Below are 26,098 nucleotides of genomic sequence, written 5' to 3'. Positions count from 1 at the left end.
GTTTCTTGGCTTTTGGTACTTTAGGGCGCATGATGACGATTGCAGTCCTGAAGGCATAATGTCGCCTTTTTACCAAGGGGAAACTAATCATGAACTTCGGCAATCTAAAGATCGGAGTGCGCCTGGCCTTGCTGGGCGCTTTCTTCATGCTGGCTCTATTGACGGTCGGCTACCAGGGCTGGAGCGCCATCAGCTTCATCAAATCCAGCAATGCCCAGAGCATGCAGCGCTCGGTTGACCTGACCCAGGCCGTCGATACTGCGCGCGGCGCGCAGGTTGAATTCAAGATCCAGGTGCAGGAGTGGAAGAACATCCTGGTGCGCGGCCACGATCCTGCGCAGCTCGAAAAATATTCCGCAGCCTTCGTCAAGAGCGGCCAGGCTACCAACGCGGAGCTGCAGAAGCTGTCGGCCATGCTGAAAAAGCTGAACCTGCAGACCACGCTGGATGACGAAGCGATCAAGATGCACGAGGACCTTGGCAAGAGCTATATGGCCGCGCTCAAGCAGTTCGATGCGGCCAACCCGGAAAGCTACAAGATTCTCGACAAGGCCGTTGCCGGCATGGACCGCGCGCCAACCAAGAAGATCGACGAAATCGTGGCGTTCATCGATGCGCAGTCCAAGAAGAATGCGGAAGAAGCGGTGGCGACGGCGGAAGCGGCCAACCGCTCTGCTACCGTTACCCTGCTGGTAGTGCTGGTGGTCACGACGGTGATCGGTGCGGTCATCGTATGGTGGATCGTGAAGGGCATCACGCGTCCGCTGGACCAGGCGATCGATATCGCCAAGACGGTCGCGGCGGGCGACCTGAGCGTCGACGTGGACGTGCGCACCAAGGATGAAGTGGGCGAACTGCTGTCGGCATTGAAGCAAATGAGCGGCAACCTGTCCGATATCGTGAGCCGTGTGCGCACCGGCACCCAGACGATTGCCAGCGCATCGAGCGAGGTGGCGACCGGCAGCATGGACTTGTCGACGCGCACCGAGCAGCAAGCCAGTTCGCTCGAAGAAACCGCGTCGTCGATGACGGAACTGACCAGCACCGTGCGCCAGAACAATGAGAATGCGACCCAGGCGCGCAAGCTGGCCGACGAGGCTTCCAATGTCGCCGTGCGCGGCGGTGCGACCGTTTCGGAAGTGGTGCAGACCATGGGCGCGATCAACGAATCTTCGCGCAAGATTGTCGACATCATCGGCGTGATCGATGGCATTGCTTTCCAGACCAATATCCTGGCGCTGAATGCGGCGGTGGAAGCTGCGCGCGCCGGCGAGCAAGGCCGTGGCTTTGCCGTGGTGGCGGGCGAGGTGCGCAACCTGGCGCACCGCTCCGCTGCGGCCGCGAAGGAGATCAAGGAACTGATTGGCAATTCCGTCGAACGCGTGGAAGAGGGCAGCCGCCTGGTGGGCGAGGCCGGCGTCACGATGGAGGAAGTGGTCAACAGCGTGCGCCGTGTCACCTCGATCATCGGCGAGATCGCCGTGGCAACCGGGGAGCAGCGCGACGGGATCGAGCAGATCAGCGATGCCATTACCCAGATGGACAGCGTGACGCAGCAGAATGCGGCGCTGGTCGAGGAAGCCGCCGCAGCTGCCGAGGCCTTACAGCAGCAGGCCGCAAGCCTGGAGGAAGCGGTGTCGGTGTTCAAGGTGCGCGAGACGGCAGGCGGCTCGCACATGAAACTGTCGGCAAGCCGCAGCTTGCGCGCCTTGCCGGCTTAAGGCGCCTTCTGCGGCGCGGCGCGGCCTGGTTTGCCGAAGAACCAGGCCAGCGCAGCATGCACGCGGCCGGCCCACGATTGCTCGTTATGGCGCCCCCCTTCGTCGACGAGGAATCGCAGGTCCCGGCCTTCGCGGTAGCCGTTCTTCAGCATGGCCCGGCGGAATGCTTCGCTGTCTTCCTGGCCGTCATAGACCGTTCCCACGTCGATGTAGAACCGGACCGGCATCTTCTTCGGCGGATGCTTCACTTCTTCCTGGTTGTTCCACCAGAAAGAGCTGGAGACGCCGCCTGCCATCGAGAATATTTGCGGATAGCGCTGCGCGATGCCGATCGATGCCAGCCCGCCCAGCGATGAACCCATCACCGCCGTGTGCATGCGGCCGGGTTTGGTGCGGTATTGCTTGTCCACCCATGGCTTGACTGTTTTCGCCACGAAGTCGGCGTAGGCGTTCAGCTTTCCTCCGCCATGCTTGGGGTCGCAACAAGGGGTGTATTCGGCGATGCGGTCGGTGGTGTTGTCGATGCCGACCACGATTACTTCCTCCATGTCGCCCTGGCGCACCAGGCGGTCCGCCACCTCGTCGATGTTCCATTCGGTGCCGTAGCTGGCGGTTGTGGCGTCGAATAGGTTCTGGCCGTCGTGCATGTAAAGTACAGGATAGCGCCGCCTGGTGTCGCTGCCGTAGCTTGGCGGCAGATAGATGCGTAGCGTGCGTTCGTTGCCCAACTGGGGCGATTTGAACTTTTCCACCAGCTGCAAGGTGCCGTGCAGCGGCGGTTTGCTTGCTGCCGGTGCTGGCAGGAGGCGTGCCCCCAGCACGTCGGCATCGTTGCGTGCGCCGTTGCTGCCGCCCGCGTCGGCGTAGCCGGCGTTGGCTTGCAGGCTGCTCATATTGTAGAAGGGCTGCAGTTCGAGCCGGTAGCTGCCTTGCTTCAGCGTGGCGGGCAGGGGAGTCGACCATGCCGGGCCGTTGGCAGCAGCGTTGTGCGGCATCTGGATGACGCCTTCCGCTGCGACCGCACCGTGTTTGTCGCGCAGGCGCAGGAACTGCACGGCGTTGGTGATGCCGAGGTTGATCTGGTGGGCGTGGTTGTTGTAGCGAAGCTGGACGTAGTAGCGACCGTCTTTTGTTGCGGTCACGCTGTCCGTCACGGCACTTGGCCCGGCCGTGCCGCCGGCTGGGGTGGGGCAGAGCGGCTGCGAGTGATGGCTTCGCAAGCCGGTGGCCGGGTAGACCGCTTCCACCGCATGGCAGGACGATGTTGCGGCAGCAGGGCCAGGCGGCCAACTGCCGGCGGTGAGCTCCGCGGCGACCAGTTGTCCGTCGCGGTACACGTTGAAGCGCGTGCCTTCTTGCGATCCCGCTCCCGGCGCGATGCGAAGGATGCCGGATTCTGCTTGCCGGACGAACGGTTCTGGCGGTGCAGTCGAAGCGGCCTCGCTGCCTGCGAAGGTGATCTGCTGCCGCCCGGGCACCAGCGTGCCCATTTCTATTTCAATCAGGTTATCGCCGGCCAGTTCGTTCCATGCAACCGGGCCGCGCGCATTCTTGCCATTCAGCTTGCCGCCTGCCGGCATGTAATAGCCCTCGAGCGCAACAGGCGGGGGGAGCTTGATCCTGATATGCAGCCGCTTGCCGTGCAAGACCAGGCCGGACAGCTCGATCGCATCGCTGCCCGCGAACCACTCACGCCGCAGCCGGGCGGTAATGAAGGGATTGAGGTGAAGCCGCTCGGCATCGGCGCCGACGCCAAACACCTGCTGCACCACCATCCCAAGAAAGCCGCCCACAGACCAAAGCTGGCGGCGTGAATTGATGGCCGGCGCGGAAGGATCGCCGCCTTGCCACTCCATGTTCTCCATATTCGACAGGTTGAGCGCCGCGCCCTGCAGCAAGCTGGCATAGGCGGCATCGGCAACGGCCACGTTTGCATACTGCGCAGCGGCCCTTAAGCCATAAGCTGTAACGAAAGGCCACAAGGCGCGGTTGTGGTACACCGGCACGCCTGGCTGCTGCGGCCAGATGACCGGCGCGCCCAATGGTCCGTGCGGATAACGGGCCAGTATCGACTGCGCCTGCCCGGCATCTGCCACGCCGGTGATGATGGCGAGCGACTGGCCAAGCCAGTCAAACTTGTGCATGGCGGCGCTGTCGAAGTGACCGGCGGCCAGGCTGCTGTACATGCCAGCGTCCTTGAGCCAAAGCCGGTCGTTGATCGCAATCTTCAAGCCTGACGCCCAACGCGCGTAACGCAGCGCCCCGTCGTTGTCGCCGGCCTGCTGCGCCAGTTCTGCCGCCAGTGTGAGCGCCTTATAGTGGGCGACATTGGTCGACAGCGACTTGGACGTGGCCATGCTGGACAGGTCGTTGGGAATCCAGGCTGCATACGACTGTTCGCGCCAGTCGAGGAAGGACTGCTCGCCGTTGTACAAGCCGCTGGCGGGATCGTAAGCGGCGATGCGGTCGTTCTCGATCGTGTTGCGCAGCGCCTGCAAGGCAGTGGCGGCGAACTTCGCGCGTTCTCCCTCCGGCAGCGACTTGAGCGTTTGCTCGGCGCCGAAGGCCCAGCTGACGCGGTCCGTACTGACTGGCCAGCTTCCGCCACTGCCCGTGTCTTGCACGATCTGCAGGCCGTCTTCGCTGCCGGCCGCCAGCGGCGGCTTGCCGTTACGGTAGCCGGAAAGCTTGAACAGCAGGGAGTCGCGGGTGCGTTGAGGATCGAGCATCGCCAGGCCCAGGTTGGCAGCGTAGGACAAGTCGCGCGTCCACACGTAGTGCCACTTTTCGCCGGTTTCGAAGCACTCGCATGCTATCGGCTGGCCGCCGTTGTAGCTGCCATCGCGGATGGCCTGCACCGAGTCCTGCTTCATCTCCGTCATCGCCAGCGCGAACAATGCGTCGAAGGCCAGGTTGCCGCTGCGGACTTTGGGCGAGCCAGCCTGTTCGCTGAAGGCGATTGACTGGGGCGCACTGTCGCGCAGGGGCATGTTGGTGGACTGCGTGTAACTGCGCAGCGCCGCTTGCGCATCCGGCGTTGCAAAGCTGGCCTTGTAGCTGCCGAATGGGAGTTCGATGCTGGTATGTGCCAGCACCGGGCCGCCCGCCAGCGCGCCTGCAGTTGCGAAGGCGGCCGCGATGGCAGCGGCAGGCAGCGGGCGGCTCAGCATCACTGGACCTCCATCACGAGGACGGAACGGGCTGGAAGCGTGAACCTGCCCGCCAGCGGAATGCTACGGCCAGTGATGATGTCCGTGCCACTGCGCACGCCGTCCAGCATTTCACGGAAACGGCCCGCATCCAGCGTCACATCCTTTGCATTCTTGTTCAGCGCGACCATGACCTTCTGCTTGCCGTCATGACGGAAGTAGACATACGTATCCTGTTCCGGCCCGTATTGCATCATCTTCCCGTGCTGGACTGCGCTCGAAGTCTTGCGCCAGTTGGCCAGCTTTTTCACAAAGGACTGCATCTCGCGCTGCTCCGCGCTCAGGCCTTCGCCTGTAAAGGCATTCACTTTGTCGCCGGCCCAGCCGCCTGGCATATCGTGGCGATAGGATGGGTCGTCGCGGCCTTTCACGGTGCTCGGCATCAGGATTTCAGTCCCGTAGTAGAACTGCGGGATGCGCGGCACGGTCAGCGTAAAGGCCAGCGCCATGCGCAGCAGGGCAGGGTCGCTGTTCACCATGCTGAAGCTGCGCGCCAGGTCGTGATTACCCTCGAACAGCACCAGATTGGATGGGTTGGGATAGAGATAATCCTGCGCCAGCGTCTCATAGACGTCGTACAGGCGGTAGGTGCCGTCCGTGTCGCCCAATGCCTTGCGCAGCACGTCGTTGAGCGGGAAGTCCATCATGCTGGACGCGTTCAGGGCCTGCCAGCGGGCCACGATAGGAATCCGGGTGCTCCATTCCTCGCCCACCATATTCAGGTTCGGATATTCCGCCCGCACGCGCTTCGACCATTCAGTCAGGAAGGCGGTATCGGAGTAGCCGTAGGTATCCACGCGCAGGCCGGACAGGCCGGCGTACTCGATCCACCAGATATTGTTCTGGATAAGATAGTTCGCCACAAACGGATTGGTCTGGTTCATGTCCGGCATATGCGGCCCGAACCAGCCCTGGGTGAAGTTGCGCGCGTCTTCCTTGCTGCCGTACGGATCGACGCTGGCAACGCGGTGGTGCGCAGTCGGCGTGTACTTGCCGTCGTAGCTGAGCCAATCCTGCATCGGCATGTCTTTCATCCACCAGTGGCGGCTGCCGATGTGGCTCAGCACCACGTCCTGGATCACGCCGATGCCGCGCGTGCGCGCCTGTGCCACAAAATTGCGGTAATCCTCATTGCTGCCGTAGCGCGCGTCGATCTTGTAATGGTCGGTTGCCGCATAGCCGTGGTAGGAATGGATGTCCTGGTTGTTCTCCACCAGCGGCGTTGGCCACACCTGCGTGAAACCCATGTCCTTTATATAGTCCAGGTGCGCGGCCATGCCTGCCAGGTCGCCGCCGTGGCGTCCGTTGCCCTCGGCGCGGTTGGCCTTGTCCGGCATGCCGGCCATATTGTCGTTGGCTGGATTGCCGTTGGCGAAGCGGTCCGGCATGACCTGGTAGATCGCGTCGGAACTGTTGAAGCCCTGGCGCTGTGCCGACCCGGCGGAGCGGGCCAGTAACTGATAGCTGTAAGTCAGGCTTTGCTTGCCTGGCGCAGCAAAGCGGATGTCGAAGCGCCCCGGCGCCACGTCCGGCGCCAGCACCAGGTCGATGAACAGGTAGTTGCGGTTGGCTACGCGGCTCACGCTCGCGATCCGCACACCTGGGTAATCGATGGACGGCTCCAGGTCCGCAAGCTTGGGTGCATTCACCATCAATTGCAGTTTGGCGCTCTGCATGCCGGCCCACCAGAAAGGCGGTTCCATGTGCTGGACAGTTGGCTGGGCTGCATAAGTGGCTTGCAGTAAGGCAATACCAAGCAGGGCGGCGAAAGCGGTCTTCTTCATGAAATCTCCGGTTGGGCGTCTTATGGGCCCGACAATACACCGAAATTGACTGTAGTTCTACTACACGTGAATATGTCTAAATTTGTAGCTGAAATACAACGTGCTGGCTCCGAATGGCAGAGAGAAGCCGCTGGGAAAGGCAGAAATACACAGGAATGATGATGGTCATTCATTGACACCAAATCTAGTTTTAGTACAGAATCCGCCTCAGAGCGTCCGTAAGAGCGTTCGCTTTCCAAGGATTCCCGTGTAGTCGAAATAAACCGGTCTGTGTAGGTTGCGGGAAAGAATGTTTAATGAGTGAGGGGACTTTGATGACTATCTTCGCCAACAAGCGAGGCAATACCGCTTTCCGACTGAGTCCGGTTGCGGCTGGGTGTGCTGTATTTGTATCCGCCTTCGCGGGCTCCGCGTACGCGCAGACCGCAACCGCCACCGCCGCCGGCCAGGCAGCTGACGCGCCGATGCAAACTGTGACCGTGTCCGGCATTCGCCGCGGTATTGAGGACGCGATCTCCGTCAAGAAAAACGCGACTTCCATCGTCGAGGCCATCTCCGCGGAGGACATCGGCAAGCTGCCTGATACCTCCATCGCCGAATCCATCGCCCGCCTGCCAGGCCTGGCCGCCCAGCGCGTTGCCGGCCGTGCGCAAAACATCGCGGTCCGCGGCTTGTCCCCGGACTTTGCCACCACCCTGCTGAACGGCCGTGAGCAAGTCTCCACCGGCGACAATCGCAGCGTGGAATTCGACCAGTACCCGTCTGAGCTGATCAGCGGCGTGACCATTTACAAGACCCCTGACGCCGGCATGGTTGGCCAGGGCCTGTCCGGCACCCTGGACCTGCAGACCGTGCGTCCGCTGGCCTTCGGCGGCCGTACCGTGTCCATGAACGCCCGCATGGAGAAGAATTCGCTGGGCAGCATCGCCGACACCGATTCGCGCGGCGGCCGCTTCAGCGCCAGCTACATCGACCAGTTTGCCAACCGTACCATTGGCGTGGCGATCGGCTTCGCGCACCTGGACTCCCCAGTGCTGGCGCAGGAAACCGGCCTGTACGAGCCGTGGAAGAAAGAGTCCCGTCCAGGCGTGCCTGCCGGTACCAACGTCACCGACGGCCTCAAGTCCCTGGCACGCAGCGGCTACAACAAGCGCGATGGCCTGATGGGCGTGTTGCAATACCGTCCAAACAAGAACTTCACTTCGATGATCGACGTGTATGCTTCGCGCTTCAAGCACGAAGACACTGCCAATCAGTTCGAAGTAAACATCAGCGGCTACAATGGCACCACCACGCCTATGTCGTTTACGGGCGTCACCACCAACAATGGTTCGTTCGCCACCGGCACCGCAAACAATGCGTATCCGCTGGTGCGCGGCATGTACACCAAGCGCAAGGACGATATCCGCGCCATCGGCTGGAACAACGAATGGAAGATGGATGGCTGGTCCCTGGTGGCTGACCTGAGCCGCTCGACCGCCAAGCGCGATGAACTGAGCCTGGAAAACAACCTGCAGATCAGTAACGCGGCCGGCAATCCATTCCTGGATTCCGTCGCCCTGTCGCTGGGCACCGGCGGTTTCCCGACTCTGAAACCGGGCCTCGACTACAGCAACCCGGCCAACCTGTACGTGCGTAACACCATCTACGGTTCCGGCTACGGCAAGACCCCGCACGTGGAAGACGAGCTGAACGGCTTCAAGCTGGCAGCCAACATCCAATCGTCCGGCGCCCTCGAGAAGTACTTCTCGAGCTTCGATATCGGCGTGCACTACTCTGACCGCAGCAAGGAGAAGCACCAGCCGGAAGCAAGCATTAACCTGGCAGGTGCGCCTTCGACCATTTCGTCGGACCTGATGTACAACTCGGTCGACCTGGGCTTTGCCGGAACGGGCACCATCCCTGCATGGAACGTACCGGGCGTCGTGGCCAAGTACATGACCTTTGCACCGACCGAAGACAAGAGCTACCTGATCGCCAAGGCTTGGACCGTGAATGAGAAGATCACCACGACCTTTGCCAAGGCCAACATCGAGCACGAACTGGGCAATGTCAGTCTGCGCGGTAACGTCGGCGTGCAAGTGCAGCGCACCGACCAGTCGTCCGACTCCAAGTACTGGGACGGCACAGCACCTGCCGGCCAGGAAGTCAAGCCGGTCCACGACGGCAAGACCTATACCGACGTGCTGCCAAGCCTGAACCTGGCGTTCCAACTGCCGAACGACCATACCGTGCGCATGGCCCTGGCCAAGCAGATCGCCCGCCCACGTGTTGACCAGTTGCGTTCCGCGTTGGACTTCAACGTCGGCACCAACGACTTCAAACCAGGCGGCAGCGGCGGCAACGCCCAGCTGGATCCGTGGCGCGCCAAGGCCTTCGACCTGTCGTATGAAAAATACTTCGGCAAGAAAGCCTACGCAGCACTGGCATTCTTCTACAAGAAGCTGGATACCTACATCTTTACCGAGACCCGTACCCACGACTTCTCGCAGCAGATCCCTGGCACCAACGCGATTACCCCGTTCGGCAACTACACCGCTCCGTACAATGGCAAGGGCGGCAACATGAAAGGCCTGGAGCTGACTGCTTCCCTGCCGCTGAACATGGTGACCCCGGTACTGGACGGCTTCGGCGTGAGCGGCAGCTACTCGTACAACGACAGTGCGATCACCATCAAGGAGCCTAGCGCCAACCTGGGCCAGACCATCATGCTGCCAGGCCTGTCGAAGCACACCAGCAACCTGACCGTGTATTACGAGAAGGCCGGCTTCGAGACTCGCCTGAGCCAGCGCAAGCGTTCGGACTTCGTGGGTGAGATCGGCAACTTCGCCGGCGAGCGTTCGCTGCGCTATGTGGTTGGCGAGAACATCCTCGACTTCCAGATCGGCTATAGCTTCAACGAAGGCATGTTCAAGGGCATGGGACTGGTGCTGCAGGTGAACAACCTGCGTAACGAGGCCTACGAGACCTACAACGGCAACCGCAACCAGCAACTGGAATACCAGAAGTATGGCCGCACCATCCTGCTGGGCGCGAACTACAAGTTCTAAGCATCCAGGGGTAGAAAAAACGGGGGCCGAGGCCCCCGTTTTTGTATTACTTGGCCTTGGCGGCCAATTGCTTGTTCTGCTCGTCCAGCCAGACTTTCAGCGGGGCGAAGTAGTCGAGCAGGGCCTGGCCGTCGATGCGGTCTTCGCCGGTAGCTGCTTTCAGCGCTTCAGGCCATGGCTTGGAGGTACCCATCTCCAGCATGCTCCACAGCTTCTTGCCGGCTTTTTCGCTGCCGTAGATCGAGCACTGGTGGAGCGGGCCGGTGTAGCCGGCTTCCTTGCACAGGGCGCGATGGAACTGGAATTGCAGCAGGTGGGCCAGGAAGTAGCGGGCGTAAGGTACGTCGGCTGCAACGTGGTACTTGGCGCCGGCGTCGAAGCCGTCAGCCAGCATCGGCAGCGGGCGTTTCACGCCCATGTACTGCTCGCGCAGCTGCCACCAGCTCTTGTCGTAGTCCGCAGGCTTGGTCTTGCCGCTGTAGACGTCCCAGCGCCATTTGTCGACCGAGTAGCCGAACGGCAGGAAGGCAACCTTGGCCAGGGCGCGCTTCAGCAGCACGCCGATGTCGGCGTTCGGGTCCGGGTTTTCGTTCATCAGGCCGACCTTCTTCAGGTAGCTCGGGGTGATCGACAGCGCAATGGTGTCGCCGATCGCTTCGTGGAAGCCGTCGTTGGCGCCGGTGCGGAACAGGTTGGACTGATTCTTGTAAGCCAGGTCGTAATAGATATGTCCCAGCTCATGGTGGATGACGGCGAATTCTTCTTCGGTCGGACGGATGCACATCTTGATGCGCACGTCGTCCTTGCCATCCAGCTGCCATGCCGAAGCGTGGCACACCACGTCGCGGTCGCGCGGTTTTTCCAGCAGCGAGCGCTGGTAGAAGGTCTCCGGCAGCTTGGGCATGCCCAGCGAGGTGTAGAAACGCTCGCCGTATTGCACCATTTCCTTGGCGCTGGTCTTTTTCTCTTCCAGCACATTGGTCAGGTCGAACTTGGAAGCGCCGGTGGCAGGCATCAGCAGCGGGTAGATGTTTTCCCAGCTCTGGCTCCACATATTGCCGAACAGGTGGGCCGGGATTGGACCGGTCAGCGGAACCTGGTCCGGACCGTAGGTTTCGCGCAGCTTGTAGCGGGCGTAGGTGTGCAGCGAATCGTACAGCGGCTTCACTTGCTGCCAGATGCGTTCCATCTCGGCCGAGAATTCCTCCGGCTTCATGTCGTAGCCCGAGCGCCACAGGGTGCCGGTGTCGGCATAGCCCATTTCGCGCGCGCCCTTGTTGGACAGTTCAACGTAGTCGGTGTACAGCTTCTTGTAGGACGGCGATTGCATGTGCCAACCGTTCCAGGCGTCCAGCAGGACCTTAGGATCGCGGCTGGTGGCCAGGGTCTTTTCCAGTTCGCCCAGGGCCTTGCAGTTGTCCGGTGTCGGGCAGTACTTGGCCTTGCCGTACGCGCCATTCAGCTTGGCGTTGGCGTCGGCGTAAGCCTGGCGCTCCTTCGGATCGGGCAGCATCAGCGTCAGCTGCAGCAGCTTGATCTTGCGCGCTTCGTCGTCCGCCAGCTTGACGCCGTTAAAGCGGCGCGCTTCCAGGGCAGCCTGGCCGGACGCGTCCAGTTGCTGTTCGCCGAAGTAGGCGGTCAGCGCTTCGGTATCGTCGGTAATGAAGTTCTGCGCAACCCAGGCGGCCTTGTTGGCATCGTTGCCCAGCTTGTCGAATTTCTCTTCAGTCTGCGCGATGAACTTCTTCGCTTCGGCAGGAGTGCCTTTGGCTTTTTTCGCGGCTGGCGCGGCGTTGGCGAAGCCCGCTGCCAGGGCCAGGCCGAGGGCCAGGACCATCGGTTTTTTCATAGTCGTTTTATTCAATTCATTCTCCTCTCAGATAAAACTGCCCGCTAATATATCACCCCATGAAACTAATTAAATTTGCAATATTGGCCCTTATTAGCCAGGCTGCCATGGCGCAGAACGCGGATCGCCATTTCTTATCTGCCGCGAAAAGCGGCAATGTCCTGGAAATCGGCGCAAACGATGGCAAATACATCATCAAGCCTTACTCCGCGGCCGTTGTGGAGACCACCTTTGTTCCAAAGGGGGAAGTGGCGGACGCGGTGTCGCACGCGGTAGTGCTGCCGCCTGCCGTTGTGGCCAGCACGCTGCGCGACGAGGGCGGCGCACTGGAACTCGCCACGCCGGGCATCACGGTGCGTGTGGAAAAGCAGCCGTTCCGCATCAGCTATTTGTATAAAGGCCAGCCGCTGGTCGCCGAGAAGCGCGGGTATCGCCGCGAAGGTGGCCTGGAAGCGATCGAATTTGCGCTGGACGGCGATGAAGCCCTGTATGGCGCCGGCGCACGGGCTACAGGCATGAACCGCCGCGGCAACCGCTTCCAGTTGTACAACCGTGCCCACTACGGCTATGAAGCGCGCTCGCAGCTGCTGAATTTCACCATTCCGATGGCGCTGTCCTCGAAGAAGTACGCCATCCACTTCGATAACCCGCAGATCGGCTACCTGGATTTCGATAGCAGGAAAGACGGTACGCTGTCCTACGAAACCATTGGCGGCCGCAAGACTTACCAGGTGATCGCCGGCGAGCAGTGGGAAGACGTAGTCGCCAACTACACCAGCCTGACCGGCCGCCAGCCCTTGCCGCCGCGCTGGGCCTTCGGCAACTTCGCCAGCCGCTTCGGCTACCACACGGAGGCGGAGACGCGCGCCGTGGTCGACAAGTTCATCGCCGACAAGATCCCGGTCGATGCGGTGGTGCTGGACCTGTACTGGTTCGGCAAGACCGTCAAAGGCACCATGGGCAACCTGGCCTGGGACAAGGAGAGCTTCCCCAATCCGAAAGGCATGATGGCCGACCTGGCGGCAAAGGGCGTGAAGACCGTCGTTATTACCGAACCATTTGTGCTGACCACTTCCACCCGTTGGCAAGAGGCGGTCGAGCGCCGCGTGCTGGCCACGGATACGCAGGGGGAGCCATATAAATACGACTTCTACTTCGGCAATACCGGCCTGGTCGACCTGTACCGCCCGGAAGGGCGCGACTGGTTCTGGAATATCTACAAGGAGCTGAAAGAGGGCGGCGTTGCCGGCTGGTGGGGTGACCTCGGCGAGCCCGAAGTGCACCCATCCGCGCTGCGCCACGGCAGTCATGGCCAACTCGGCGCAGACCAGGTCCACAATATCTACGGCCACGATTGGGCGCGCCTGATCGCGGAAGGCTATAAGAAAGACTACCCGAACGAACGTCCCTTCATCCTGATGCGGGCGGGCTACTCCGGCTCGCAGCGCTTCGGCATGGTCCCATGGTCGGGCGACGTGCAGCGTAGCTGGGGTGGCCTGCAGTCGCAGATGGAAATCGCGCTGCAGATGGGCATGCAGGGCCTGGCCTATATGCATTCCGACCTCGGCGGCTTTGCCTCGCCGATGCTGGACGACGAGCTGTATGTGCGCTGGTTGCAGTACGGCGTATTCCAGCCGGTGTTCCGCCCGCACGCGCAGGAGGAAGTTCCGGCCGAACCGGTGTTCCGCACCGAACGCACCAAAGCGCTGGCCCGCGACGCGATCCGCCTGCGCTACGCCATGCTGCCTTATAACTACAGTGCAGCCTTCGATAACAGCCAGACCGGCCTGCCGCTGATGCGCCCGGTCATGTTCGAGGGCGGCGACAACGCCGTGGCATCGACCTACCTGTGGGGCAGGGACTTCCTGGTGGCGCCTGTTACCGAGCCCGGAGCGCAACGCAAAGAAGTCAATTTCCCGGCATCGGCCAGGATCTGGTTCGACTTCCATAGCGATGCCGCGCACAAGGGTGGCATCAACGAGGTGGTGCCGGTGGCTGCCGAACATATCCCGGTATTCGTGCGCGCCGGCGCATTCGTGCCGCTGGCTAAGGTGGTGCAGACCACGCGCGACTACAACACGAAGCAGATCGAGTTGAATTACTACTACCACGCCACAGCCGGCGCCTCCAGCGGCAAGCTGTACGACGACGACGGCGCGACCGCCAACGCCTACGAGCAGGGACAGTACGAAATCGCTCATTTTGCCGGCGCAGCATCGGCAAGCGGTTTCGAAATCGGCATTGAGACCGAAGTGGGCAAAGCATGGCAGCCGGTCAGCCGCGTCTACGCGCTCAAGGTCCACAATATAGCGAGCCGTCCGCGCAGCGTGAAGCTGGATGGCAAGGCTGTCGAGGCCCGCTGGGATGCCCGCAGCCACACCCTGCGACTGGCGCTGCCGATAGGTAGTGCAATGAAGGTAAAATTGTCTGTTGCTTTGTAGCTTGACTACAAAGGCGTCGAAAAAATGGCGCATTTGCGGGCTGTCTGTGGATTGACAGCCTGAATTTGCCATGTTATTTTGCTACAAAATTACTCGGGACAGTGATGCAAATGCATTCCATCATCAGCAAGCCGCGGCTGACCTTTTGGCAGTTGTGGAACATGAGCTTCGGCTTCTTCGGCATCCAGTTCGGTTTCGCACTGCAGAACACCAATACCAGCCGCATTTTCTCGACCCTGGGCGCGACCCCGGACGAACTGCCGCTGTTCTGGCTTGCTGCTCCGGTCACCGGCCTGCTGGTGCAGCCGATCATCGGCTACCTGAGCGACAACACCTGGCACGCGAAGTGGGGACGCCGTCGTCCTTTCTTCTTCATCGGCGCCCTGTTGGCGAGCATTGCACTGTTCCTGATGCCGAATTCGAGCGCGCTGTGGATGGCGATCCTTGTGCTGTGGCTGATGGATGCATCGATCAACATCTCGATGGAGCCGTTCCGCGCCTTCGTCGGCGACAAGCTGGATGAATCGCAGCAGACCGCCGGTTTTGCGATGCAGACTTTCTTCATTGGCCTGGGCGGCGTGATTGCTTCGCTGCTGCCAATGATCTTCACCAATTTCCTTCACGTCAGCAATGAAGTGGTCAACGGCGCGATCCCGGACTCCGTGCGCTACTCGTTCTATGCTGGCGGTACTGCATACTTCCTGTCGGTGCTGTGGACCGTGTTGACCGCCGACGAACTGCCTCCGGAAGATGTCGAGAAGTTCCGCATGGAGAAGGCGCAGCGCCGCGGCTTCCTGTTCTCGCTGAAGGAAGTGTTTGGCGGCTTCGTGCACATGCCGAAAACCATGGTGCAATTGGCTCTGGTGCAGTTCTTCACCTGGTTTGCGCTGATGGGCATGTGGGTCTTCACTACCCCGGCAGTTGCTGAAAACGTGTTCGGCACCACCGATGGCAAGTCGGCCATCTTCCAGGAGGCGGGCAACTGGGTCGGCAACCTGTTCGCGATCTACGGCGGCGTGTCCGCGCTGGTGGCTTTCCTGCTGCCTAAGCTGGCACACGTCACCAGCCGCAAAGTGGTGCACATGCTTTGCCTCGTGATTGGTGGCCTGAGCCTGATCAGCATCGCCTTCATCCATGACAAGAATATGCTGATGCTGCCGATGATCGGCGTGGGTATTGCATGGGCCAGCATCCTGACCATGCCGTACGCGATCCTGGCTGGCGCGCTGCCGGCCAAGCGCATGGGTTACTTCATGGGCGTGTTCAACTATTTCGTGGTGCTGCCGCAGATTGTCGCCAACCTGGTTCTGGGCCCTGTCATCAAGCACCTGTTCAACGGCCACTCGGTGAATGTGCTGGTGCTGGGCGGCGTCTCGATGGCAATCGGCGGCATCGTTTGCCTGATCGTCAGCGACTCGGCCAAGAAGGAAGCTTAAAGCCATCCAGCGGCGCGCACCGATCGCGCCATTCGCGGTAAAACTATCCTCTCATCCAGGAGGAGCGAATATGGCAATCCAGACGGTGACAACTACTCCTATCCCCGGGCAACGCCCGGGGACTTCGGGGCTGCGCAAGAAAGTCGCAGTTTTCCAGCAGCATCACTATCTCGAGAATTTCGTGCAGGGCGTGTTCGACACGCTCGGCTCCGCCGCCGGCAAGACGCTGGTGCTGGGCGGCGATGGCCGCTTCCACAATCGTGAGGCAATCCAGGTAATCCTGAAGATGGCCGCTGCGCACGGCTTTGCACGCGTGTTGCTGGGGAGGGGCGGCATCCTGTCCACGCCCGCCGCGAGCTGTGTAATCCGCAAGCATGGCGCACTGGGCGGCATCATCCTCTCGGCCAGCCACAATCCCGGCGGCCCGGACGGCGATTTCGGCATCAAGTACAACGCCGCCAACGGCGGCCCGGCGCCTGAAGCGCTGACCGAAGCAATCTACGAACGCACGCTGGCGCTGGCGCAATACCGCATCAGCGATGCACCCGATATCGACATCGATTCACCCGGCGCGCGCACGCCCGTCGAAGCCATGGCGGTCGAAGTCATCGACCCCGTCGCCGACTATGCGGAGCTGATGGCGAAGCTGTTCGACTTCGACGCCATTCGCCGCCTGTTTGCCGGCGGCTTTACCATGCGGTTCGACGCCATGAATGCCGTTTCCGGCCCTTACGCCCACGCCATCCTGGAGGGAATGCTGGGCGCACCGGAGGGCACGGTGATCAATGGCACGCCGCTGGCGGACTTTGGCGGCCTGCATCCCGATCCCAATCCGGTGAACGCCGAAGAACTGATCGACATCATGTGCGCCAACGCCGCGCCGGACTTTGGTGCCGCCTCCGACGGCGACGCCGACCGCAATATGATCGTCGGCCGCGAATTCGTCGTCACACCTTCGGACAGCCTGGCCGTATTGGCTGCGAATGCGACCGTTGCGCCAGGCTATGCAGACGGTATCGCCGGCATTGCCCGTTCCATGCCCACCTCGCGTGCCGCCGACAGGGTGGCTGCGGAATTTGGCGTGCCTTGCTATGAGACGCCAACCGGGTGGAAGTACTTCGGCACGCTGCTCGACGCCGGCAAGGCTACCTTGTGCGGCGAAGAGAGCTACGGCACCGGTTCGCGCCACATCCGCGAAAAGGACGGCCTGTGGGCCGTGCTGTTCTGGCTGAACCTGCTGGCCGTGCGCGGCGGCTCGGTGCAGGACATCGTCACGGCGCATTGGCAGCGCTTTGGCCGCCATTACTACTCGCGCCACGATTACGAAGCCATCGCAAGCGATGCGGCGCAGCTGCTGATGCAGGACTTGCGCATCAAGCTGCCCAACTTGCCGGGGCAGAAGTTGAACCATTACGAAGTGCAGGCCGCCGACGATTTCGAATATACCGACCCGGTGGACGGCTCGCACGCCAGCCAGCAGGGCGTCCGCATCATGATGACGGACGGCTCGCGCATTGTGTACCGCCTGTCCGGTACTGGCACCGAGGGCGCCACCTTGCGCGTCTACCTGGAACGCTACGAGGCCGATCCGGAGCAGCACCATATCCCAACGCAGCAAGCCCTCGCAGGGCTGATTGCAATCGCAGACAGCGTGGCGAGCATCGCCATGCACACAGGCCGCAGTAATCCAACAGTCATTACATAGGAAAAGCTGAATGAAACTTTCATCCCTCGCATTGTCCTTGCTACTTGCCGCTGGCGCCAACAGCGCATCCGCGGCGCCGCCCAAGCCCTTCCTTTGGGAGAATGCGACTGTCTACTTCCTGGTGACCGACCGTTTCGCCAATGGCGACAAGGCAAACGACCTGGCCTACGGCCGCAAGGCAGACGCTGCACCACTGCGCGGCTTCATGGGCGGCGATTTCAAGGGGCTGACAGAAAAGATCAAGTCCGGCTATTTCGATGACCTGGGAGTGGACGTGATCTGGACCACGCCGCCTGTCGAACAAATCCATGCCGGCACGGACGAAGGCACTGGCAAGTCCTACGGCTTCCACGGCTATTGGGCGCGCGACTTTACTGCGATGGACGCCAACCTTGGCACGGAAAAAGACTTCCGCGACTTCGTTGAGGCCGCCCATGCACGCGGCATTCGCGTGCTGCTGGACGTAGTGATGAACCATACCGGCCCTGTAACCGAGGCCGATCCTGTCTGGCCCGAAGGCTGGGTACGCACCGAGCCGCAATGCCAGTACAAGGACGTGCCGTCCACCGTAAGCTGCACCTTGGTAAAGAACCTGCCGGACTTCCGCACCGAGAGCGATGCGCCGGTGGAACTGCCGCCAGCGCTGGCAGCCAAGTGGAAAGCCGAAGGCCGCTACGAACGCGAAGTGAAAGAGCTCGATGGCTTCTTTACCCGCACCGGCTATCCACGCGCCCCGCGCTACTACCTGATGAAATGGCACGCGGACTGGGTTCGCAAGTACGGCGTTGACGGCTTCCGCGCGGATACGGCCAAGCACGTTGAACCTGCGGTATGGGCCGAGCTGCGCAAGGTCGCCCTGGCCGCGCACGACGAATGGAAAAGCCTGAACCCCAGGAAAGTGCTGGGCGATGGCCGCTTCTACATGCTGGCGGAGGTCTACAACTACAACATCGTCCATGGACAGGACTTCGATATGGGCGGCGGCGAGAAAGCCAATTACTTCGCCAATGGCTTTGATGGCCTGATCAACTTCGGCATGGTGCATGACGCGAAGGGCGACTACGAATCCCTGTTCAGCAAATACGCGACGCAACTCGCGGGTCCGCTGAAAGGGCATTCGGTCATGAACTATATGGATTCGCACGACGACGGCAATCCCTTCGACCCGGCGCGCCAGAAGCCGTTCGAGACAGCCAACAAGCTGCTGCTTGCCCCCGGCGCCGCACAGATCTACTACGGCGACGAAATCTCACGGCGACTTGACGTGGCCGAAGCGAAGGGCGATGCGAAGCTGCGCTCCTTCATGAATTGGGGCGACTTGAAAACAAATGCCAAAGTGAGGACGCACTGGGCAAAGCTGGGGAAATTCCGCCAGGCGCATCCTGCGGTCGGCGCCGGCGAGCATAAGAAGCTGGCGGACCTGCCGTACACCTTCAGCCGCGTACGTGGCGAGGACAAGGTAGTCGTGGCGCTGGATGTGAAGACCGGCCAGCCAGTGGATATCGCGGTCGGCAGCGTATTTGCAGACGGCACCAAAGTAAAAGATGCCTACGCCGGCGTCGCCTATACCGTGAAGGACGGCGTCGTTCGCACCAACGGCAAAAACTCCACAATCCTGCTCTCGCCGTAAGGCCGGCTTGGGTCCGGCTTGCCAGAAGCGCGCAGTTTGCGGCAAACTACCGGATTGTAAAAAAATCAATTCAGCGATGTTACGAGTAATTGCCTCCGTTTTGTCATGCCTGCTTTTCCTGAGTGGGTGTTCTGGCGTTCCAGACTGCGACAGTGGGCGCGCGGAGGACGAGATGGAGGCACACGTTTACACGATAGTATCAAGGGCTTTCGACGATGTATCGCAACGCGCATTGCAGAAGGCAGTGCAAAGCGCGTCGCAGAAGGCGTTTCCTGCGGCTATTCCTGTGCCGCCCCGGCACCAGGCGATGATTGACGCCTACCAGCCGTTCCTCGCGGTTGACCACGACGTCATGTGGCTCTTGCCCCGGCTTTACGCGCGGATGCCGGAAGGGTGGCAGAAAATTGGCCTTGGCGCTTACCTAAGAAAGAGCAACTTCAGGGAGCTTAGAAGCGAGATCAAGGTGAGGCTGACTGACCACGAGAAGCTCCCGGACAGGACTGAGGGTGGAATAAACTACACTAAGGTTTGCCGCGCCAAGCTGTGGATAGAATCCACTTCGAACTCAGCACCGAAAGTGGAGCCGATCACGCTGGTCTACTCCGCCAACTCGCCACCACGTACTTCGGTTCCAATCCACATTGGGATCAACTTCTTCGAGGCGTCGGAAGCGCCTTTACCATTTTCGCTCACCGAGTTGGAGAAGGTTCAGCTGATGATGTACGGCGCAACGAGAGATAAGGAAGCACGGCCAGCACCCCAGCGGCCGCTTGCCCGTATCCAGCGGGTCGGCCTGCGCGCACTCCGCCTTCAAATGGAAGCCGCGGAAGCGAACCCGAAGAAATTGAATTAGAGTTCGCGAGGTAGTTGCGTGAGCTCGGCCAAAGAGCGATGTTCAGTCGCGCCCAATGTGTCGTTGCATCCAGCTACTCCAACAAAAATCCAAGCACGAGAGTCAGTCCTTTGATCGGTTCCAAGACGATACGAGAGCATGGCGTTTGCGGTGTTTTTTCAATCTACGGTCTAATCCACACTAAATCGTGACGATTTGGTCTAAAGCGGGCTAGTTATATAGGGTGGGGCGGGGGCGCTAGACCGAAATCGCCCCTTCAGGGAAATTCATCGACCGATTTGGACCCTCGGTCCTTCAAGGCTAGACCGCGTTAGACTGGTCAATTTTGATTTTAGACTGTCTGGACTGCTGCTCGTGATGCCGCATTCTGCACGTGGCAGCTCGCATCCAGAAATCGTCACCAGGAAAGCGCAACCAGACGAATCGCCACGCGTTGCGGCCCTTGGCTCGTCGATTGGAAAATTGAGACGGCGTCAACCGTACGCCGTCATCGGCTAAGATATGATCGCCCACCACTTTGGCATATTCGATGGCGTTGCAGTGGCTGGTTCGAAGAGCAGTTCCATCGGGCAGGAACACATTCTTCCATTGAAAACCGCGCATTGCATGACCCCGCTCGCGCAATGATTGCCGCTCCAATTCTATCGCCAGCCAATGATTCAACATGTCCGTGACAAACTCTTCTGGCTTGACGCCTGGGCGTGCATCCATCAGGTAGAGCTCTAGTTGAAGAAAGTCGGCGACTGGAAGATAGACTGCTTGTTTCGCTTCGTAGGCCATGATTCAATCCTTTCGAAAATGGTCTAAAGGTTGGATCACGGAACTGAATAATGGTTCCTTTTAGATTTTGACGTCAAAAGTGTAGATCGAATTGGACTTGCCCTATGAGTTCTTGGGCTGTGTTAGACGTATCCCCCTGGTTCCTATCCCGAATTAGACCCAGAATGCTCCTATTAGACTGAATGAGACCCGAAACCGGTTTCGGGTACCAAGGGGCAGAGCTACTTGATATAGTGGATGTGAGGTGGGCAGACAAGCCAGCAATGAAACGTTATGGGCGTAAGCCACCTCCCCACTGACACCGCTCGGGCCGGCCTCTGGTCGGTTCCCGGGCTGCCGGTTTATTTTGTCATGCCGCTGGTTTCAACCACAGGGCAATGGCTTTGACATCGTCATCAGTAAGTCCCGTCACGCCATCAACAAGATATAAGTTCTTGCAGGTCGAATTGAAATACTCTTCAATGTCATCCAGGATTATGTAGGGCTCGTGCTCGACCTTGTTTTCGGCCAACCACGTTTCGACTTCGCGCTGGCGAATTCCTGGCACGTAGTTTGCGGTTCCCTCCAGAATCGGGGTGACACCCACGAATCGCGCGGCGAAGCGATCACCTCCCTGGGCCTTCAGCAGTTCGATCAATTCTGTGAACGGATACTGTTCTCTCCACGTGGAGGTGATGACGACAGAGATTTCGGGAATATTGTCTAACACCTTCCACAGCGACGACATCTGTGAAAAATGCTTGTCGGTCGGCCTCATCGGAAAAGGATGAAGTACGCCATCGAAATCCAGAAACAAAATCATGTGATGGCTTCCCCAGACTTGGCCGCTCGCTGCATTTGGACGTACATGATTTCTAATCCGGAGTACTGGCGCACCGTTTCACCAGCAATCGAAAATCCGTTCCGAATGTAAAACCGCAAGGCATCCACGTTGGACTTTGCGACGTTCAGAGAAACGCCTTGTGTTCCTTTCGCCACCACGGCATCCAGCAATGCCTGTCCGATACCTTTTCCGCGCACCTCGCCATCCACAAACAGCGCCCTCAATTGGTCGGCAAAAGTCGCCGCGAACCCGCGTACCGCGCCATCGTCGAACACAGTAACTGCGGACTCGTTAAAGGCCGCCAGGATGTCGTCGTCCTGTTCCAGTGGCGTGACGTCAAGAGGGTAGGGCTCGAACTTGAGCTCTTCCCGCTTGGCTTCGAGATAGATGCGGCAGACTGCAGGGAAGTCTGCTGCTTTGAATTTGCGCACGGTCATTACTAAGCTGTTCCTATTTGAGATCCGAACCAGGCGGTTGGCATAGTTCACACTCGTCTTGTTGCGGATTTGGGTAGATAAACCTCATTGGCCTAGTGCAACGAGCCGCTTATGGCTGCGACGAACAGCGCGTGTGAAGTTCGCTTCATGGCGGAGACCAAAATTGGAGCAGGATATCATCACGCGCTGACCCAAAAGCTCACCGATCTCCACGCTTTTCTTCGCCGGGATAAGTAATGCGTACCCCTTCAACGCTGGCAAATGGCGTCATCTTGTGTGGTCGCCGTTGTCGCGCGTCGATGATGTCGTCCACGTGCACGCCGCGGACCAGCAAAGCATCGGCTACCAGTGAGCGGTGACAGCGCCACGGCACTGCTTCGGCGCACATCAGCGCACAGCACTTGTTGCGTCCAAGTTCAACCACTGCATCGACGTTCTCCGCAAACTCCTCCGTCTGCATATAGTCGGCATAGCCGCGAAAGGACAGGTTACGCCACCCAGAATTTTCAGAGTCCTTGCGCGGATGGCGCAGCCCCCCAAGCCCGCGCATGTAGCGGTATTCTATCCCTGCTGCGCTGAGCGACGCTGCTAGCTGGTCCTGTCCAAACTGCGGATTATGGCGCGACTTGGGCACTGTCCTGATGTCGAGCAGGCATTCGATGCCGTTCTGGCGCAGCAATCCGATGAACTCTTCGATTGTGCGGTTCGAATGGCCGATGGTGCAGACGAGTTCCGGCGTCATGCTCAGCTTTCGCGGTGGCGTTACTCACATTCTGGCATGAACGCACATTCATTTGCGTCCAGATGAAATGGCGCCCCAGCCTGTTGAGCACTCCATCCATTTGCAAGTGCATGCTTGATAAGTGAGGCCACGTGTCGTGGCCTCAATTTCAGGTATTTGTCCGCCGATTCGGGCTGGGGAAAATCAAGCCAGGGATCGCGGGTGCTCAGCCCCGCTATCTTAAGGATGCAGCCACTGCCACTTTCGGCCTGAATCGTCACGTTCAACGCAATATCGCCGTCGCGACCTGCTGCCGATGTTGAAATGATGTAGCGATAGCGCACTTGCCCCACTTCGATGCGTCGGCAATTTTTTTCCTGGAAGAGTCACTGAGTAAGGACCTCTTCGTAGACAGCCAGGTCGGCTTGGGAGAAGCAGCAGAAGATGATTTCTTTAATTCCTTGAAATTGTTCGGCCGCAGCGCGGACTGTCGCGACGGCGAGTGTTGCGGCCAAGTCGATCGGGTAGCCATAGATGCCGGTGCTGATGCTGGGGAATGCCAGCGTGGCTACGCCATGCTCGGCCGCCAGCGCCATGCTGCCGCGATAGCAGGCCGCCAAAAGCTCCGGCTCGCCGCTGTTGCCGCCGCGCCAAACCGGTCCTACGGTATGGATGATGTACTTGGCCGGAAGCCGATAGCCCTTGGTCAGCTTCGACTGGCCAGTCTTGCAGCCGCCGAGAAGCCGGCATTCGTGGACCAGCTCCGGCCCGGCAGCACGATGGATTGCGCCGTCAACGCCGCCACCGCCCAGGAGCGAGGAGTTTGCAGCGTTGACGATTGCGTCGACCGAAAGTGTGGTGATATCGCCTTGAATCGCGCGAAGGGTGATTGTCATGGCTGGGCGGCCGGCGGCCTTTGAGTTTATTCAACGAACACTATAGCCGTCCTCGCCGGAATGGTGAAGCTGCCCGTTGCTGCGTCGTAGCGAGCCGCCGCGCCAGCTTGGACGGGATGCAGGCGATAAGCCTTGCCGGCTTCTCCAGCGGCGACGATAGTCTGCTCCACCTTGTCCACGTTGATAAAATAAGCCACCGTCTTGAACCCCGCGCCTTCGTAGCCAGCGCCGTCCAGGCGTGCCGCGACGACGGTTGCTACCTGTTCCGGCCCGGTGTTCAGGAAGTGCAGGCGTTTCCTGATGTCGTCCGCGGTCCGCATCCGGAACAGGGTGCTGCTGGCACGAATGCGCAGCAGGTCGCGGAAGGTGTCTCGTGCGAATGCGATATCGACGGGCGTTGGCTGCAGCGCGCGATTGGCCAGCAAGGGCTGGAGCAATGCGTAGTCCTTGCCATTGTCCGCAGCAGGCGGCAGGCCGGAACCGAAATAGTTGGTCTGGTAGGTCCAGTCGAGGCGATTGAACCAGTCGCCCGATTCAAAGCTGTTGCGGTCCATCGATTTCGAACGCAGGATTTCAAACCCGGCGTGGTAATACGCCACGCCCTGCGAGAAGGCGTTGATTGCAGCCGCCAGCATCTGCACGCGTGCGCGGTCGGCGCTGGTCGTGGATATGGGCAGCTTGAGGGCATTGATGTCGTACAGCGTCTGGTTATCGTGGTTCTCCACGTAGTTGACTACTTCGCTGGGCTGGCTCACATAGCCGGCCGGCTGGTTGCCTCCGTACACGATGGCCTGCAGTTCCTTGGTTTCACCGGTAAAGGTCTGCATGCGGTAGCTGCGGATCGAGCCTGCCAGGCCGACCTTCACGAGGTCGGATGCCTTCATCAGGTCCGTCACGGGACGCAGGCCGGCGCCGGCGTTCGGGTCGTACACCAGGCCATTGACGAACCCCTGCTGCGCGACCATTTGCGCACCCGAATCTCCAGCGCCGCCGCCGCGTACCGCATCGCGCGCGCGGTCGCTGAATGTGCCGATGCCGCTGCCGTTCAGCGACAGTTGCGAAGCCTGCACGAAGCGTGCACCGTCGGCTACTTCGCCGAAGTTCCAGCCCTCGCCGATCAGGTTCACGTGTCGCCTGGCCGCTTTATTGACGCGCGCCTGCAGCGCTTCCATTGCGGCGCGCGGCTGGTGTCCCATCAGGTCGAAGCGGAAGGAGTCGATGTGGTAGTGCTTGGTCCACAGTTCGGCCGAGTCGATCATCAGCTTGGCCACCATGCGGTTCTCGGTGGCGGTGTTGAAGCAGCAGGTGGAGTTCTCGATCTCGCCTTTCAGGTTCAGGCGCTGGTAATAGCCGGGTACGATGCGGTCCAGCACCGAACGCTCATGCTGTCCGCCGCGGTAGGTGTGGTTGTAGACCACGTCGGTGCCGACCCGCAAACCGGTCTTGTGCAGCGCCATCACCATTTCGCGCAGCTCGATAATCCGGCGCGCGCCGTCGGCGGCATCGGTGCTGTAGCTGCCTTCAGGTGCGTTGTAATGCCAAGGGTCGTAACCCCAGTTGTAGCAGTCCTTCAGCGCGTTGTCGCTGACGATTCTCTGCTGCTGGTCGCTGTCCGGCGCGCCGTGCACGACGGGGGCAATGCAGCCTTTTTCCGGCACGCTGCCCAGGTCATATACCGGCAGCAGGTGCACGTCGGTCAGTCCGGCCTTGGCCAGCATGGCAAGATGCTTCATGCCGTTGGAACCGGTCTCGCGGAAAGCTGCGTATTTGCCGCGGTTCATGGTGCTGACCGACAGGTCGTTGATCGAGAAGTCGCGCACATGCAGCTCGTAGATCGACATGTCCGGCTGCGCCTTCACTGTGGCAGGCGGCTGGTCCTTGTTCCAGCCGGCGGGCGCCAGGCGCGGGTCGGCCAGGTCGGCGATGTAGCTGCGGGCGGAATCGGCGGTCAGGCTGACGGAATACGGGTCGGTAACGGCGTTGCGCACCAGGCCAGTTTTCGGCGCGACCACGTCCACCACGTACTTGTAGTAGCGGCCGGACAGGTCGCTGCGCGCGCTGGCGGACCAGATGCCGGTTTTCGCATCGGCATGCATGGTGGTGATGGATTTCGGCTTGCTGCTGCCGGAGTCGAAGACGCAGACGGAGACGCGTTGCGCGGTCGGCGCCCACAGCTTGAATGTGGTGCCGCCTTTGGCGATGCTAGCGCCAAGGTCGGTCGTTTGTTCTGCAGCGGCGTAGACGTCATCCAGCACGCCCGGGACTTGCAAAGCCGTGGCGTCGCGCACGGTGCCGTCGGCGTTCTCCTGCACCAGCACGAGTTGTTTCGGCAGCAGCGCCGGCAGGCGGGCGCGGTCGGCGGCGGACAGCGCGAGCAGCACGCCGTCTCCGGTATATCTGAAGCGCTCGGCCAGTTGCGGGGGCAGCGCTTCTGTCGTTGCGCTGAGCTGCAGCGCACCATCGGCTCCGCTCACGGTGGCGCCTTGCGGGGCGCTGATGCCGGCTGCGGTTGCGTAATAGAGCTTGAAGCTGCCTTCGGCCTGGGCGCCGGTCCATTTCGCCAGCCTGCCATCCAGCCACAGGGCGCGGGCGTCGAAGCCTTGCGTACGGGCCAGCACGGTTTCGTGCGGGCCTTCGCAAGAGGCCAGCGTGTGCGATGTCGCAGCAGTTGGCGCTGCGGTGAGGGCGGTGGTTGGTGCTGCCGCGGCGGAAACTGCCGCAAAAACCACCGGCAGGGCCGCGACCAGGGTGCGCTGCTTCATT

The 26,098-nt window shown here is 60.7% G+C and carries 17 protein-coding genes; 7 read left to right on the top strand and 10 right to left on the bottom strand.

Annotated features, from left to right (window positions below):
* Positions 1-89 precede the first annotated feature (89 nt).
* Positions 90-1,721 carry a methyl-accepting chemotaxis protein gene (locus ACN9MU_RS26365; protein WP_426164201.1) on the top strand — a complete coding sequence of 544 codons (1,632 nt, stop codon included), beginning with the start codon at positions 90-92 and terminating at the stop codon, positions 1,719-1,721.
* Here the strand turns inward: ACN9MU_RS26365 and ACN9MU_RS26360 are convergent.
* The gene (locus tag ACN9MU_RS26360; protein ID WP_426343646.1) at positions 1,718-4,891 is read right to left on the bottom strand and encodes an alpha/beta hydrolase-fold protein; all 3,174 of its coding nucleotides are present in this window, start codon (positions 4,889-4,891) and stop codon (positions 1,718-1,720) included. The two genes, ACN9MU_RS26365 and ACN9MU_RS26360, sit on opposite strands and share 4 nt — an antisense overlap.
* Positions 4,891-6,714 carry a glycoside hydrolase family 13 protein gene (locus tag ACN9MU_RS26355; RefSeq protein ID WP_426343645.1) on the bottom strand — a complete coding sequence of 608 codons (1,824 nt, stop codon included), beginning with the start codon at positions 6,712-6,714 and terminating at the stop codon, positions 4,891-4,893. Before ACN9MU_RS26355 ends, ACN9MU_RS26360 begins: the two co-directional genes overlap by 1 nt.
* 314 nt (positions 6,715-7,028) lie before the next feature.
* On the opposite strand from ACN9MU_RS26355, the gene ACN9MU_RS26350 reads away from it, so the two are divergent.
* Positions 7,029-9,764, top strand: coding sequence for a TonB-dependent receptor (locus ACN9MU_RS26350; protein WP_426343644.1), 2,736 nt, complete (start codon positions 7,029-7,031; stop codon positions 9,762-9,764).
* Between the two features lie 46 nt (positions 9,765-9,810).
* Here the strand turns inward: ACN9MU_RS26350 and ACN9MU_RS26345 are convergent, their stop codons facing one another.
* Positions 9,811-11,628: a M2 family metallopeptidase gene (locus tag ACN9MU_RS26345; protein ID WP_426343643.1), complete on the bottom strand. Its 1,818-nt coding sequence runs from the start codon at positions 11,626-11,628 to the stop codon at positions 9,811-9,813.
* A 92-nt stretch (positions 11,629-11,720) separates the two neighbouring features.
* On the opposite strand from ACN9MU_RS26345, the gene ACN9MU_RS26340 reads away from it, so the two are divergent.
* The 5 genes from ACN9MU_RS26340 (at position 11,721) to ACN9MU_RS26320 (ending at position 19,678) form a co-directional block, all read left to right on the top strand.
* A complete protein-coding gene (locus tag ACN9MU_RS26340; protein ID WP_426343642.1) occupies positions 11,721-14,054 on the top strand; it encodes a TIM-barrel domain-containing protein in 2,334 nt (777 codons plus the stop codon).
* 104 nt (positions 14,055-14,158) lie between these two features.
* A complete protein-coding gene (locus ACN9MU_RS26335; RefSeq protein ID WP_426343641.1) occupies positions 14,159-15,490 on the top strand; it encodes an MFS transporter in 1,332 nt (443 codons plus the stop codon).
* 70 nt (positions 15,491-15,560) lie between these two features.
* Positions 15,561-17,195: an alpha-D-glucose phosphate-specific phosphoglucomutase gene (locus ACN9MU_RS26330; RefSeq protein WP_426343640.1), complete on the top strand. Its 1,635-nt coding sequence runs from the start codon at positions 15,561-15,563 to the stop codon at positions 17,193-17,195.
* A 10-nt stretch (positions 17,196-17,205) separates the two neighbouring features.
* Complete coding sequence (locus ACN9MU_RS26325) at positions 17,206-18,825, top strand: alpha-amylase family glycosyl hydrolase (protein WP_426319068.1); 1,620 nt, start codon at positions 17,206-17,208, stop codon at positions 18,823-18,825.
* 172 nt (positions 18,826-18,997) lie between these two features.
* On the top strand, positions 18,998-19,678 hold the full coding sequence (locus ACN9MU_RS26320; RefSeq protein WP_426343639.1) for a hypothetical protein: 681 nt from the start codon (positions 18,998-19,000) through the stop codon (positions 19,676-19,678).
* 300 nt (positions 19,679-19,978) lie between these two features.
* Here ACN9MU_RS26320 and ACN9MU_RS26315 read toward each other — a convergent pair whose 3' ends face one another.
* From ACN9MU_RS26315 to ACN9MU_RS26285, 7 genes are all read right to left on the bottom strand, one after another.
* Positions 19,979-20,458 (bottom strand): hypothetical protein, encoded by a 480-nt coding sequence (locus ACN9MU_RS26315; protein WP_426164181.1) that lies wholly within the window; start codon positions 20,456-20,458, stop codon positions 19,979-19,981.
* Positions 20,459-20,807: 349 nt separating this feature from the next.
* Complete coding sequence (locus ACN9MU_RS26310) at positions 20,808-21,260, bottom strand: HAD domain-containing protein (protein WP_426164179.1); 453 nt, start codon at positions 21,258-21,260, stop codon at positions 20,808-20,810.
* On the bottom strand, positions 21,257-21,718 hold the full coding sequence (locus ACN9MU_RS26305; RefSeq protein WP_426164177.1) for a GNAT family N-acetyltransferase: 462 nt from the start codon (positions 21,716-21,718) through the stop codon (positions 21,257-21,259). Before ACN9MU_RS26305 ends, ACN9MU_RS26310 begins: the two co-directional genes overlap by 4 nt.
* A 199-nt stretch (positions 21,719-21,917) precedes the next feature.
* A complete protein-coding gene (locus ACN9MU_RS26300; RefSeq protein ID WP_426164175.1) occupies positions 21,918-22,460 on the bottom strand; it encodes a DUF488 family protein in 543 nt (180 codons plus the stop codon).
* A gap of 20 nt (positions 22,461-22,480) precedes the next feature.
* Positions 22,481-22,783 carry a hypothetical protein gene (locus tag ACN9MU_RS26295; RefSeq protein ID WP_426343638.1) on the bottom strand — a complete coding sequence of 101 codons (303 nt, stop codon included), beginning with the start codon at positions 22,781-22,783 and terminating at the stop codon, positions 22,481-22,483.
* A gap of 42 nt (positions 22,784-22,825) precedes the next feature.
* On the bottom strand, positions 22,826-23,335 hold the full coding sequence (locus ACN9MU_RS26290) for an O-acetyl-ADP-ribose deacetylase (RefSeq protein WP_426164171.1): 510 nt from the start codon (positions 23,333-23,335) through the stop codon (positions 22,826-22,828).
* Positions 23,336-23,361: 26 nt separating this feature from the next.
* The gene (locus ACN9MU_RS26285) at positions 23,362-26,097 is read right to left on the bottom strand and encodes an alpha-1,6-glucosidase domain-containing protein (RefSeq protein WP_426343637.1); all 2,736 of its coding nucleotides are present in this window, start codon (positions 26,095-26,097) and stop codon (positions 23,362-23,364) included.
* Position 26,098: the final 1 nt, after the last annotated feature.

This window comes from Pseudoduganella sp. R-32 (genome assembly GCF_049913245.1).
Lineage (GTDB): Bacteria > Pseudomonadota > Gammaproteobacteria > Burkholderiales > Burkholderiaceae_D > Rugamonas.
This window is presented reverse-complemented; position numbering and strand designations above follow the sequence as displayed.